Annotated in this window: 12 protein-coding genes; 2 read left to right on the top strand and 10 right to left on the bottom strand. The window is 40.6% G+C overall.

What is annotated here, in order from left to right:
* From Q0A12_RS14690 to Q0A12_RS14670, 5 genes are all read right to left on the bottom strand, one after another.
* Positions 1-1,316 (bottom strand): Ig-like domain-containing protein (locus Q0A12_RS14690; protein ID WP_291293375.1); only part of this gene is annotated, 1,316 nt, incomplete at its 3' end.
* Between the two features lie 246 nt (positions 1,317-1,562).
* Positions 1,563-3,647 carry an ABC transporter permease gene (locus Q0A12_RS14685; RefSeq protein WP_291293374.1) on the bottom strand — a complete coding sequence of 695 codons (2,085 nt, stop codon included), beginning with the start codon at positions 3,645-3,647 and terminating at the stop codon, positions 1,563-1,565.
* Positions 3,619-4,392 carry an ABC transporter ATP-binding protein gene (locus Q0A12_RS14680; RefSeq protein WP_291293373.1) on the bottom strand — a complete coding sequence of 258 codons (774 nt, stop codon included), beginning with the start codon at positions 4,390-4,392 and terminating at the stop codon, positions 3,619-3,621. The genes Q0A12_RS14685 and Q0A12_RS14680 overlap by 29 nt, the downstream gene beginning before the upstream one ends.
* Before the next feature lie 90 nt (positions 4,393-4,482).
* The gene (locus tag Q0A12_RS14675) at positions 4,483-5,430 is read right to left on the bottom strand and encodes an ATP-binding protein (protein ID WP_291293372.1); all 948 of its coding nucleotides are present in this window, start codon (positions 5,428-5,430) and stop codon (positions 4,483-4,485) included.
* A complete protein-coding gene (locus Q0A12_RS14670) occupies positions 5,427-6,122 on the bottom strand; it encodes a response regulator transcription factor (protein WP_291293371.1) in 696 nt (231 codons plus the stop codon). Before Q0A12_RS14670 ends, Q0A12_RS14675 begins: the two co-directional genes overlap by 4 nt.
* 156 nt (positions 6,123-6,278) lie before the next feature.
* On the opposite strand from Q0A12_RS14670, the gene Q0A12_RS14665 reads away from it, so the two are divergent.
* Positions 6,279-6,896 carry an FMN-dependent NADH-azoreductase gene (locus Q0A12_RS14665; RefSeq protein WP_291293370.1) on the top strand — a complete coding sequence of 206 codons (618 nt, stop codon included), beginning with the start codon at positions 6,279-6,281 and terminating at the stop codon, positions 6,894-6,896.
* Positions 6,897-6,989: 93 nt separating this feature from the next.
* On the opposite strand, the gene Q0A12_RS14660 is transcribed toward Q0A12_RS14665, so the two are convergent.
* The 4 genes from Q0A12_RS14660 to tyrS form a co-directional block, all read right to left on the bottom strand.
* Positions 6,990-7,376, bottom strand: a complete 387-nt coding sequence (locus Q0A12_RS14660; protein WP_291293369.1) for a cytidine deaminase — start codon at positions 7,374-7,376, stop codon at positions 6,990-6,992.
* Between the two features lie 149 nt (positions 7,377-7,525).
* The gene (locus Q0A12_RS14655) at positions 7,526-8,416 is read right to left on the bottom strand and encodes a deoxyribonuclease IV (protein WP_291293368.1); all 891 of its coding nucleotides are present in this window, start codon (positions 8,414-8,416) and stop codon (positions 7,526-7,528) included.
* Positions 8,417-8,506: 90 nt separating this feature from the next.
* Positions 8,507-9,418, bottom strand: coding sequence for an AEC family transporter (locus Q0A12_RS14650; RefSeq protein ID WP_291293367.1), 912 nt, complete (start codon positions 9,416-9,418; stop codon positions 8,507-8,509).
* 222 nt (positions 9,419-9,640) lie between these two features.
* Positions 9,641-10,903: a tyrosine--tRNA ligase gene (tyrS, locus tag Q0A12_RS14645; RefSeq protein WP_291293366.1), complete on the bottom strand. Its 1,263-nt coding sequence runs from the start codon at positions 10,901-10,903 to the stop codon at positions 9,641-9,643.
* A gap of 192 nt (positions 10,904-11,095) precedes the next feature.
* On the opposite strand from tyrS, the gene Q0A12_RS14640 reads away from it, so the two are divergent.
* Entirely contained in the window at positions 11,096-13,528 is a 2,433-nt protein-coding gene (locus tag Q0A12_RS14640) for a transglycosylase domain-containing protein (RefSeq protein WP_291293365.1), read from the top strand.
* Between the two features lie 120 nt (positions 13,529-13,648).
* Here the strand turns inward: Q0A12_RS14640 and Q0A12_RS14635 are convergent.
* On the bottom strand, positions 13,649-14,380 hold a 732-nt coding region (locus Q0A12_RS14635), incomplete at its 5' end, for a substrate-binding domain-containing protein (RefSeq protein WP_291293364.1).

The following is a 14,380-nucleotide window of genomic DNA, read 5'->3' as shown; positions in this document are numbered from 1 at the left end:
CTTGCTCTGCTTGTAGTAGTACTCTCACTACTTGCGGTTCTTGAGGATGTTCTCTCACTGCTTGAGCTGCTTGTGGTCGTTCTCTCACTACTTGAGCTGCTTGACGTCGTGCTCTCGCTACTCGAACTACTTGGTGTCGTACTCTCACCGTTTGAGCTGCTTGGTGTCGTACTCTCACTGCTCGAGCTGCTTGGTGTCGTACTCTCACTGCTTGAGCTACTTGAGGTGGTACTTTCACTGCTTGAGCTACTTGATGTCGTGCTCTCACTGCTTGAGCTACTCGACGTCGTGCTCTCACTGCTTTCGCTGCTTGACGTTGTGCTCTCACTGCTTTCGCTGCTTGAGGTTGTTTCACTTGAGGAACCTGTTTCTCCAGTTCCACTACCTCCACCCCCATATTTGGTAGTATAGCCAGTGATAGAGTGCACTTGTTCAGAATTATTAATGAGAGCTTGAAGTGTTCCTCTATTTGTATACTGCTCCAATGTGCCATCTGTTACCGTTTTATAAGTGATATAGATTCTTTCATTTGTGTCTCTTAGGGGAATAATAAAAGTGCCATCTGGATTAAGGGTAATTGGTACATCCTCTACAAAGGTCGGGTTAGAAACACTCGGACCATAAACCACTCGTGCAGTAGAACTGACTAAGGTTTGGTGAGGACCGAGAGTGTCAACAAATTTTCCATCTTGAATAGTTACTTTATTTGTATCATAGGAGTTGATGTATACACGCCAGTCAATGGTTCGCTTCGGGTTTTGCGTGCCTAAATACAATCCTTGCTTCGTAAGCAACGCGCCACCTCCGCTGTCGTCAACACCACGAATAAAAATGGGAATTGTCTTGGTGCCATTCACTGTTTCAAAATCAAGTTGATTGGTTTGGTCAACGGCAATATTATCACTAAATTTGGTCCAAAAATAAAAATTACCGTGCACGTTTTCATTTTGTTCAACAAAATCAGTAAATACAAACGTCAGCTGGTTGCCAACCTGTGTGACATTTACGACTAAATTATTGTTCTCATCATATAATTGATAGGTGTTATTCACTCCTTCAATTTCTACCGGAAGTGTGATCGTGGCTTTATCGCCAGCCTTTAAATCATCTACTCCAGCAAGACTCCAATCAAGTTCGATTTTGAAAGATTCATCTTGATCTAGCGTAGTTACTTTTTCATTATTACCATTCACTATGGAAACATCGGTGATCAAGCTGGCTCCCACATCCGTCTCACCATAAACGATTTTTATTCCAGCAAAGATGGGGATAATAAGCAACAGTGCAACAAGTCCTTTTGCGATTCGCGATACCATTCGATCCCTCCTTGATCCATGATGTGTCACCGTCAGTATAAATTATGTGAAATTCATAAGCAAATCAAACGAATTACTGGATATTCCATACAAGACAGCGCTTCACCTTTTTCACAAAGAATAACTTTTTCATACAAAAAAGAGACTATGCCATAAGTCTCCTACAAATTATCCGAATATTATCTATTATTCGGTTTAACTTGTTGGATGATGACTTATGTCACAATCTCCGTTGAAAAAAAGCAATTATTCTGTTGGATCAGCATAATGGTCAATTTGTTGATTGTAGCGAAGTTGGCAACAAATGTAGAAGACAATTTGAAATACCAAGTAAATACCTACGATTTCACCATAGAACTGCCAAACGGGCAATTCAACTAATAAACGCAATGCAGTCATCGCAACAGCAAAATGAATCATAGCCACGATAGTTGGCAAAAAATACATAACTTGCAGCTGATGACGCAGAATCTTATGCCGTTCTTTTGGTGAAACACCAAGTATATGCAAGGAGCGATGATAAGCGCCATCCTTGTCGAGATCCGCAAATAGGCGGAAATAGATGATCGAAGCAGAGAAAATAAAGAAGACCGATCCGAGTAAAACAGTGATCATTAGAATGATACCATTGCCTTGACGGGTTTCCTGAAAAACTTGGTATTTTGATTGATAACCAATATGAGAGGGAATACCTTCAAGCGCTTTTGACCATTCTTCATCAGACATCTCGTTGATTTTGTCTGCTCCTAATTCATCATAGACAGCGGATACTTTTTCATCCGTTTCTTTATTTTCTTGATCGATCTGCTGATTGATGTCATCAATTAAAGTAGGATCGTCTGCCCACTCAGGGTAATCTAGCCAAATAAACCCGCCTGAATCTTCAGAATCACCAATTTCTTTTTGCCACTTCTCAAAAGTTTGATCCGTTACAACACCAAGGCCAAAATAGTTCAGCGAAAGCATCGAGGGACTATGAACGATCGTCATATCTTCCTGAAAATCGCTATCCCTACCAATCTCTAACGGATAAACATATTGCCGTTGGCTTTGATCAACCGCCAACAATTCTTTTCGTCTTGAATAATTGTTGCTAAGTTCAAGAACCTGATCGTTTTTAACAGGTTCAGCTTTTTCCCCGATTTGGCTCATCAATTTGCGATAATCACTTTCTCGCATCACTGAAAATGCATTGGCCATGTAATATGGATCCGCAGCAATCGCTGGATTCTCAAGATTTGTATAGGTTTCAATGAGATCAACTTGTGCCATAACTGGGTGATAGCCCTGCGCTTCCAATTTTTCTTTCACTTCAAACGCCTTTGTTTTACCTGTATCATCTTGATTGTATTCAGAAAAAACATACGCCACACTAATTCCTTGAATTGACGAAAATGAAGAGTTCCCGATTGCCATCATCACCGCAATACCTACAAAAGCCACTGATGTACTAATGGCGATCAGACTGTACATTGCCGCATTGTCCCGCATACGAAAAATCCATTCACTAATCGTTAACAAACGTGTCCCTTGTAAAAAAGAAGGGCTTCTTTTAAGTTGCTTCAATAAGTAAACACTAAACTGATAGAAGGACAAGAGTGTGCCTGCTACCGTCAGCAAGACTCCTAGTAAAAGAACCAAAAAACCGTCTGCTTTGAAAGAGAAATAAAAGACACATCCGTATCCGGCAAAGAGCAAAAGCAAACCAAGGAATGCATAGATCCAGCGACTCGTAGGCTCTGGACGGGGTTTCTCGTTTTCTTTGATCAATGATATGATCTTTTCCCCTTGTAACGTTCGCGTACTAAAAAATGAGATCAGTAGGAACATCAAAAGGTACACACCAATCGTTAATCCCAAACTAGTCAATGGAACCATAAAAGACAATCCACGATTGAGATGCATCACATTTTGAGCAATAAGCAACAATAGTTTTGTTCCCAAAATTCCTAATCCAACCCCAAGAAACGTTGCCAACGATCCTAATAGCGCATTTTCAACGAACAAAATTCTGCGCAAATCCTTTTCTTCAATCCCTAAAATAAGATATATTGCGAGATCTCGTTTACGACGTTTCAAGAAGACAACAAAGGTATACCAAAGAAACATTAACGATAAAAAGGCAATCACTACTAAGGCAACCGCCAATCCCATCTTGGCTAGGGAAGATATAGTATCACTGGTTGACAAGTTTTCTTTTAATTGCGGATGGTACAAAAGCAGACTAAATATATAAAAAACCATGGCGGCAAATGTGCTGCTCACAAAATATGCAGCATAGGTACGAAAGTTCCCTTTTAAATTACGAATGATCAACTGTCTGAAATTCATGACGGCGACCTCCTAGATGTGCAAGAACATCAAGAATTTTTTGGTAAAACTGTTGCTGATCACTTCCACGGTAGACTTCATTATAAAGTTTGCCGTCTTTGATGAAGACCACACGATCAGAGAAACTTGCTGAGTAGGGATCGTGGGTGACCATCATGGTTGTCACTTGTCGTTGTTTATTCATCTGACTTAGAATTTCCATGACATCCCGGGCGGCTTTAGAGTCTAAGTTCCCTGTAGGCTCATCTGCAAGCAGCAGTTCCGGTTGATGGATCAACGCACGGGCAATCGCGACCCTTTGTTGTTCTCCACCTGACAATTGATAGATCCGCTTTTCTCGTTTATCGTAGATGCCTAGCTCTTTCAAAAGCTGTTCACAACGCGTCTTCATTTCGTCAACTGGCACTCGGTCCAGCGTTAATGGCAACATGATGTTTTCTGCTACATTAAGCGGTGCCAATAAATTGTAATTTTGAAATACGAAACCGAGTTGTCGGCGGCGAAATTCTGCCAGTTCCTGCTTCGACAATGTGAGTGGTTGGGCACCTTTAATAATAACAGAGCCGGAGGTTGGCTGATCTAAAGTTGCTACTAAGTTCAGCATGGTGGTTTTTCCGCTGCCTGAAGGTCCCATGATACTAATGAATTCTCCTGCTGGTACTTTGAGATCAATTTGTTTCAAAACCTCTACAGATACTTCCCCTGCATAAGTTTTAGTAATATTTTTTAATTCCAATAAAGCCATTTCAATCACTCCCTTACAAACAGTTTAACAGGTGTTCTTTCAAAAAATTATCGATTGAGTGAAAGATAGCTTACAAATTTGTAAGATTAACTACTCCTTTAGAAATATCAATTGAATAGTGGTGCCCTGATTGACTTCAGAGGTGATTGAAACGTCGATCGCTAGTTTTTGACTGATAAGAGAAACTAAGTAAAGACCCATCCCGGTTGCTTCCCCCATCTGACGCCCATTGTCCCCGGTATAAAACGGCCGGAACACTCGAGGCAAGTCTGCTGCCGAGATTCCTCGACCTGTATCGGTAATCGTTAAACTTCGGGTAGCTTCCTCCAATGCAAAGGTGACAGTCCCTTTAGGGTAGGAGTATTTGATGGCATTGCTGACTATTTGGTAGAGCAATATTTGCAGCCACTTCTTGTCTGTCGTTATCTGAAAATCGCTCTCATCTTTGATTTTCGGATAAATTTCATGCCGAATAAAATTGCGCTTCTGTTCCCCAATACTTTGTTTGACGATCGTTAATAAGGAGGCTGATTCGATCAAAAAGTCTTCTTTAAAATCCTCCAAACGAACAAAATTCAAAGCCGTGGCCAAGCCGCTTTTCAGACGATCTGTTTCTGCCAAAAGGTCATAGGCGTCGATTTGTTCACTTTCAGCCATCAATTCTAGAACTGAGACCGGTGTTTTCATTTGATGGACCCAAATGTTCATGAACTTGATATGCGTTTGATGATTTGCCTCAATGTCTGCGAGTTGTTTTTGCACACGCAGATGATCGGCATCTAAACGCTGCTTCACTCTTTTTACCAAATAGCCATTCCCTCTTCCAGCTCTGCCAGTTTTTAGATAGTGATAAAAACTGCGATTGGCAACATAATCCATCGTAAAGAATCCAACAGACAACAAGAGTAATAACAACAGACCATAGCCGATCACGAACCAATTGCGATAACCATCCAGCCAAACCAGTAAAAGAAGTAATGCAACAGAGAATAACAATAAGAACATTTTTGGTAATTGAACCTTTAGATACTCTTTCATTCTGACTCCCCTGCAACAAAAAGGGCATAGCCTTTTCCTCGAATCGTTTGGATTGGCTCTTTAAGTCCTAGACCTACCAATTTTTTTCGCAGACGACCAATATTGACCGACAATGTATTGTCGTCTACAAAGCGCTCGTCATCCCATAATTTATTCAAGATTTGCTCTCTGGAAACCAATTCCGGATAGGCTGTCACGAGGAGCGCAAGTAACTCTCCCTCACGAACAGTCAGCAATTCTTCTTTTTCCTGATAGCTCATCTTTAATGATTCTGGATAATACATCAGAGACCCAGCTTTTAATCGCCGAGCGCGGTCATTCTGCGCATAGTCTCCATAGACCCGACGAATATGGCTTCTTATTTTTGCCAATAATAGTTCATAGGAAAATGGCTTGACCAAAAAATCATCTGCGCCATACTCTAGCGCCATCACTTGATCCATATTGCCATCACGGGCAGAAATAAACAGAATAGGAACCAAGGACTGTTCACGTATTTTTTGACACCAATAAAAACCATCAAAATAAGGTAAGTTCACATCTAGTAAAACTAGATCTGGCTGTATTCTCTGAAATTCATCTAAGATTTTTTCAAAATTTTTGGGAATAAATGTTTCAAATGCATAGCGGGATAATTGACTTTCCATCATTTTAACTAATGATTTGTCGTCTTCAATTAGAAATATTTTCACGGTCCACCTCCTAGATTACTTCTAGTGTACCAAAACCGAAGCAGCACTTCCTTAAAAAGGATAAAAAAGTTCAGCTACTTATTTATTGTAAGCAAAATGGTTTTATAGTATACTATTTCTCGTGACATGATAAATATAGCAAAAGGTGGAAAATTAATGAAAAATGTTTTAGTTGTAAAAGCCAATAACCGTCCTGACGGAGTCTCTGCAAAAATGTTTGATACATTTGTAGAAAATCTTGATAAAACAGCAGTCGAAGTCGTTACTTTCGATGTGTATGCCCAACCAATGCCTTATATCGGACAAACATTGTTTGAAGCATTCGGCAAATTGGCACAAGAACAAGACTTAAATCAAGAAGAACAAGAATTGATGACAGTCCGCCAAGATGTCATGAATAAATTTGCAGCGGCAGATACGATTGTCTTCGCATTCCCTATGTGGAACTTAACAATTCCTGCTGCATTGCACACATTTATCGATTATATTTTCCAAGCTGGTTTCACTTTCTCATATAATGAAGATGGATCAATGAATCAGTTATTGAAAGACAAAGAAGTTGTCTTATTAAATGCTCGTGGCGGCGTTTACTCTGGAGAAATGAGCGGCATGGAAAATGCAGTGACATTTATGGAGAAAGTTTTCGGTGGTATGTTCGGCATGACTATCACGGATGAAGTTATCATTGAAGGACACAACGCAGACCCTTCAAAAACAGAAGAAATCATTGCGGCTGGACTAGAAAAAGTGGCCGAAACAGCAAAAAAATTCTAATAAACAACTAAAAAATCTCAGGAATGACAAGCAATCCAACCACGCGAAAGAGCAATTGTTGGACAGCTTTCTTCCTGAGATTTTTTGTTACTGTTAAGCAAAATTATCTTTCCAATCAAGCGGTAAGAGTTGAGCGAGCAGTAAACTGCCCTCCTTCGTCAAAACTTGCGCAGAAAGATTGTCTTCAGCTAATTGACTAAGAAACTCGCGGCAACGGCCACAAGGTGAAATCGGTTGTCCCTGCCAATCCACAGCCACAACTTTTGCAATGTGGTGTTCTCCCGCAGTGATCATCGCTGCTGCCGCGGCATGCTCTGCACAAAAACCCATGGAGCAACTGGTGTCAATACACACTCCTGTAAAGACATTTCCCTCTCTGGTCAGTATGGCAGCGGCTACGCCACCTGACTCTGCCCAAGGAGACAGTTTCTTTGGTGCGATTTTTCCTTGCGCATAAGTTATCAATTCATTAAACTCCATCCAACAATCCCTCCTAGTAAACGATATCATTTATCGCGCTATCAAAAGCTGCCCAAAAATGAGGTGCTGTAATGATCCCCAAAAGTTAGCATTGATGGGCTAACTTTTGAGAGAGTTTCATCACCTTTTTCACCAAGTTGCTTCGTCTCTTATTGTTCCATGATTTTAGTCAATAAATCTGGATCAAAGGTTTGTTGCTGCAACATAGCAATTTCAAATCCATAAGGTGCCTTTTTATTTTTCTTATCTTCCCCTACATAAGGCGTCTCTAAAATTTTAGGCAATTCTTGCAACTGCTCATGATGAACGATCTTATTTAACGCATCAAATCCAATGGTACCAAAACCGATATTTGCATGACGATCTTTGTGGCTGCCTTGGGGATTTTTGGAGTCATTGACATGGATCACTTTTAAGCGATCCAATCCAATGATTTTATCAAACTCATTTAAGACACCATCAAAATCTTCTTTGATGTTATATCCGGCATCATTGGTATGACAAGTATCAAAAGTCACGGAAAGCTTCTCATTGAGCGTCACCCCATCAATAATTGCAGCGATTTCTTCAAAACTGCGTCCGATTTCTGTTCCTTTACCGGCCATTGTTTCTAAAGCAATTTGAGCCGTTTGGCCTTTTTCTAAAACTTCATTCAATCCTTTAATGATTTGCTTGATCCCAGCCTCTGGCCCTGCACCAACGTGTGCTCCGGGATGTAATGTAATTTGAGTTGCCCCTAATGCTTGCGCCCGCTGGATTTCCGCTTGCAAAAAAGAAACGGCAAAACCAAAGTTTTCTGGTTTGATCGTGTTGCCTAAATTAATGATGTAGGGCGCATGAACAACGATATTTGAAATACCCGCTTGCGTCATAAAATCTTGACCGGCAGCAATATTCATCTCTTCAATTGGTTTACGCCGGGTATTTTGGGGTGCGCCTGTATAAATCATAAAGGTCGTCGCCTGATAGCTAGCCGCTTCTTCTGCTGCCCCCAGCAACATTTTTTTCCCACTCATAGAAACATGTGATCCGATTAACATCGATATTCTTCCTCCTAAAAATAAGTCTTATCTATTATGCAAAAAAACATACAGCAATGCCATTTTTTTGCTTGTTGAATGTCTTTCCTTTTAAGCTAGTCCAAATAAAACTAGCACCAGCGTCATCAGTGGTAAGCTGATCAAAAAACTGATGGAGGACACAAAGCCTACCGCTTCTTCTTCCATCCCCGCCAATACCGAATTGATCACACCAAATAAGGGAATTGGAGCAAATACCAACAAACATAAGACTGGTTTCAAAGACGCTGGGATCGGTAAAAAGAAAAAACAGAGAAATAATAACAGAGCGATACCATAGCGCAAACTCAAAATCTTTCCAACTGTTTTTGCCGCTTGCTTCGGTAAACGAAAATCTAAAAACAAACCAATCATAAACATGGACAAAAAGGTATTGGCATTGCCAATCGGTTGCACCAGTTGAATCATTTCTGGAGGCAATGTGATTGCAAAACTGCGAATCAGCAACATCAGTAAGTAACAGGTAAAGGTTGGTGAACGAAATAAATTGAGGATGATTTTTCCTGGTTCAAAAACAGTGCGTTTGCCGATCAAATATTCGATCAAAATGGTCGTCCCTCCTGCCAGCATGATACTGTTTCCCATGTCAAACAAGGAAATCAGGGGAATCCCTAGGGGGTAAAAACTTTGGGCAAAAGGAATCGCAAAATTTCCGATGTTGAAGCCGGAGCCGCAATACATGGAAAATTGACGCAAGACATCGTTTTCTTTTTTGGTTAAGAAAAAGGCGGTCATGATTTGCAAGAACGTAATCACCACAGCAATCAGAATCAGTGCCAGTGCATCAACTTGGATCTGCATATTGGCAAGATTTAAAATGATCGCTGCCGGCAAAGTAATATTAAGGATGATTTTCGATAAAATAGACCCATCAGCCTTTGAAAGAATCTTCAACTGTTTAAGAAAATACCCTAAAAAGATTATGGCAAACAGACCAGCGGCATTCAATAATAGTTGTCCCATAAAAAAACGGTTCCCTCCTCCACTGATTTGAAAAAAGGGCTGTGACATAAGTCATCATCCAACAAGTTAACCCGAATAATATTCTATTGCGACAGATTCCTCTGGCTTTTGCGACGAGGAATCCCTGCATCGCAGGAGCAATACTAGTTACTATTCGGATATTGTTACTTGTAGGAGACTTATGGCACAGCCTCATTACTCATTTCACTTTCCAGTATCAGCTTAAAATGTCAACAGGAAGTATTTTTTCTTTCCGCGACGAATAACGACATATTTACCGCCAATACGGTCTTCATCTTTGATCACGTAATTTAAGTCTTGTTGGCGTTCGCCATTGACATAAATCGCTCCATTTTGAACGTCTTCTCGTGCTTGACGCTTTGATGCTTCAATTTTTGAAGTCGTCAACAATTCAACAATACTTAAATCATCTTCACTGCTTACTTGGTACGTAGGAACTCCTTTGAACCCTTGCGCAATCTCCTCTGCAGATAATCCTTTGATATCTCCGCTGAACAAGCTTTCTGAAATATGCACCGCTTGATTGTATGCTTCTTCGCCATGAACCAAAGTCGTCACTTCTTTAGCTAAGGCTTTTTGCGCCACTCGCGTTTCTGGTGCCGCAACAAATTCTTTCTCAATGGCTGCAATTTCCTCTAAAGATAAGAAAGTGAAGTATTTCAAGAATTTCACAGCATCCCGATCATCCGTGTTGATCCAGAATTGATAAAATTCATAAGGTGTTGTTTTTTCTGCATCTAACCAGACGGCATTGCCTTCTGTTTTACCAAATTTCGTGCCATCTGCTTTGGTGATCAACGGCATCGTCAACCCAAACCCTTGGACTTCTCGTTCACGGCGCAGCAGTTCAATTCCGGACGTGATATTTCCCCACTGGTCACTGCCTCCAAGCTGCAACAGACAGCCATGTTCATCATAAAGATTTAGGAAGTCATAGGCTTGTAACAATTGGTAAGCAAATTCGGTATAAGAAATTCCGGTCTCAATCCGGCGTTTCACACTTTCTTTGCTCATCATGTAGTTGATGGTAAAGTTTTTCCCTACATCACGTAGAAAATCGATCAATTTCAGTTCTCCCAGCCAGTCATAATTATTGGCTAAAATCGCTGGATTTGTCTGATCTTCAAAGTCGATGAAGCGAGACAATTGATTTTTGATACTCAAAGACCATTCTTGAACTGTGTTTAATGTATTTAATTGACGTTCTTGATCTTTGAAAGATGGATCACCGATCATCCCTGTTCCTCCGCCTACTAAAGCAATCGGAACGTGACCTCGCTGTTGAAAACGGCGCAACATCAAGATCGGTAAAAGATGACCAATGTGTAAACTATCAGCAGTTGGATCAAATCCAATATATAGTTTCACAGACTCTTCATTTAATTGTTTGATCAATGCGTTTTCGTCAGTAGCCTGATGAACCAGACCACGACTTTTTAATTCTTCAAAAAAGTCTGAACTCATTTTATTTCCTCCTAAGTAATTTCTCACTGTTCATATTAACTGAAAATCCACTTAAAGAAAAGCCTTAATCCCATTTTGAATCAATCAAGTATTTGTTATAATTAAGTCGGTACGCGAGCAAAACTATCCAAGTGCGTTGATTTTTGCTATAATACAACGGAATCTATTCTAATATCATTGAGGTGACCATTTTTGCCCCAAAATAAGAAAAAACAACCAAAATCTCCAAACGCTAAGCAAGGCTGGTTTTATTTCAATATCAGTTTACGTGTGCTCCATTCGCTCCTTTTAGTTGCCATTTCCTTTTTGATTTTAGGGGGCGCTCTTGCACTAGGTATCGGTGTTGGCTATTTTGCATTTTTAGTAGAAGATACCGCTGCTCCGTCAAAAGAAGAATTGAAGCAAGAATTGACCGATATCACTGAGACTTCCCAGCTGGCGTATGCTGACGGCAGTAAGATTGCGACGATTCGCTCAGATTTGATGAGAACTTCTGTTTCTTCAGATAAAATTTCGGACTATCTCAAAAAAGCGATCATTGCAACCGAAGACGAGTATTTCAATCAGCATAATGGTGTCGTACCAAAAGCAGTCGTCCGTGCCCTTCTGTCGGAAGCAACCGGATTTGGTGGTGGCGGAGGATCGACATTGACTCAGCAATTAGTCAAACAGCAAATCCTTTCCAGCGAAACTACCTTCAAGCGTAAAGCCAATGAGATTCTGCTGGCAATGGAAGTCGAAAAGTTTTTCTCTAAAGACGAGATCGTCACAATGTACTTAAATATTTCTCCATTTGGCAGAAACAATAAAGGACAAAATATTGCGGGTGTTCAAGAGGCTGCCCAAGGAATATTTGGTGTCAATGCTTCTGATCTGACACTGCCGCAGGCAGCGTTTATAGCGGGATTGCCGCAAAGCCCCATCGTTTACAGCCCTTACACGAACACTGGAGAAATCAAGGAAAATCTAAGTGCCGGTTTAGACCGAAAAGACTTTGTCCTCTTTAGTATGTATCGGAACCACGATATTTCAAAGAAAGAGTACGAAGAAGCCCTAGCTTATGATTTGAAAAAAGATTTCAAAAAGCAAGAAGCCATTGAACAAACGGATCAAAGCTTCCTCTATTATACCGTTCTCAATGAGGCCAAAGATATTATCGCTAAACAATTAGCAGACGAAGATAAAGTCAGTGCAGAAGATTTCAGTAAAGAAGAAATCTATCAGAAATATTTAGAAGCAGCACAGCAAAAATTAGTCAATGGCGGTTATACCGTTACCTCTACCATTGATAAAAAAATCTACAATGCCATGCAAGATGCGGTTGCTAAGTATGGCTATATGCTGGATAACTGGGGCGATGCCCCGATCGAAGTCGGGAATGTCTTGATGGACAATGCCACCGGTCGCGTATTAGGCTTTATCGGCGGCCGAGATTATCAACAAAATCAATTCAATCATGCCTTCGACGCCAAAAGACAAGCAGGATCGAGTATTAAACCAATGCTGGTTTACGGGCCAGCTATTGACGAAGGCTTAATGGGTTCCGAATCAAAGGTTTCTGATTACGCCGCTAAATGGCGAACCGGCGAAAATTCTGGCGAACCAATCGTTAATGCAACAAATACTGGTACTAATACCTTTATGTCGATTCGGGAATCTTTAGAAGTCTCCAGCAACATTGCTGCGACGAACATTTTCCAAGATATTTGGGACCAAGAAGGTGATCCCTTCTTCTCTTATAACAATTATTTGAGCAAAATGAACTATCCAGAAGACAATAGTTGGGCTTACGAATCTGCACCACTTGGCGTAACCAATGTAACGGTCTTAACTCAGACCAACGGCTTCCAGACGCTAGCAAATAAAGGCGTCTATCAGGAAGGTTATGTGATCGAATCGATCAAGAATAATGAAGGCGAAGTTCTATATCAACATGAACAAAAACCAGTTCAAGTCTTTTCCGAAGCAACAGCTTCTATCATGAACGACATGATGCGCAGTGTCATTGATGAACAGAAGACATCTCCTTTTAAATCAGTGATCAGTGGGCTGGACTGGAATCTGGGCAATGCCGACTGGGTCGGTAAAACGGGTTCGACAAATAACTGGTCCGATTCATGGCTTGTGGTCTCAACCCCTTCGATTACCATCAGCAGCTGGTCAGGTCGAGATGACAATAAAGCCACCGACAGTAGTGCCGGTACACGTACCGCTCAATATATGGCCTATTTGATCAATCGGATTTACCAGACGAACCAAAAAATCTTTGGAGTGGATAAAAAATTCGAGTTATCCGATGATGTCAAAAAAGTCAAAGTGTCCAAGGCTACAGGAACACTTCCAGGTGGTACGGTCACAGTAGACAATACAAGAATAAGCAATCCAAGCGACACCGTCACCTCCTATTGGACAAAAGGCGGTCCCAAAGAAGCATCCTTTGAATTTGGGATTGGCGGATCGAATGCCAATTATGCAGATTACTGGAAAAAAATCGCGCCTAAACGAACAACCTCTTCGTCTACTAGCAGCAATCGTTCCAATAGCACCGAAAAGGACGAAAAGACGACGAATAAAGATGAGGATAAAAAAGAAGACAATAAAGAAGATACGAAAGAGGAAAATTAACTTGTATATCCGAACAAGTCAACTCTGAATCTGATTTACTTAAAGAACGGGAAGCATTTATATGTTCCTGTTCTTTTTTTTGAAAAAAAACCGCTCCTAAGAACGGTTTTTTCGTTGCGCTTATTTCGTTGAACTTTTTTCTGAAATACCATATGGTAAGACAATCGTTTTTTGTTCTACTTCTTCTTTGTTCATCATTTTTGTTAACAAACGCATCGCTACAGCACCCATATCATATAATGGTTGAGTAACGCTAGACAAACGTGGACGTGCTGCTTCTGCTAATAAAGAATTGTTGCTTGTAATGATTTCAAATTCTTCAGGTACTTTGACACCACGGTCGATCAAACCATCTAGCACACCGATAGCAAGCTCATCATCTGTTACATAAGCAGCTGTTGCACCACTATTTATGATTCGTTCAACTAATGCCAAACCTTCTTTAAAACTATAAGGCGCTTCAAAAATCAAGCCTTCTGAATAGTCTAAGTTGTTTTCTTTTAGTGCTTCTTTGTATCCTTTCAAACGGTTTTGTCCGTTAATTGGATCAATCAACGCACCGCTGATAAAGGCAATTTTTTGATTATTTTTTGCTAACAAGCTTACAGCATCTTTCGTAGCTGCTGTATAATCGATATTCACACTTCCTACTTGTTCATCTGGATCAATTGAACCTGCCAGTACAACGGGGGTTTTTGAACGTGAAAATTCGCCACGGATTTCATCGGTGATTCGATGGCCCATGAAAATCACACCGTCGACTTGTTTTGCCAAAAGATTGTTCAGTACGTTCACTTCTTTCATACTGTCGCCATCTGAATTCGCTAAGATAATGTTGTATTTGTACATTGT

The organism is Enterococcus sp. (assembly GCF_022711995.1).
GTDB lineage: Bacteria > Bacillota > Bacilli > Lactobacillales > Enterococcaceae > Enterococcus_D.
The sequence above is the reverse complement of the archived record's forward strand: the minus strand, read 5'-3'. Positions and strand labels throughout refer to the sequence as shown.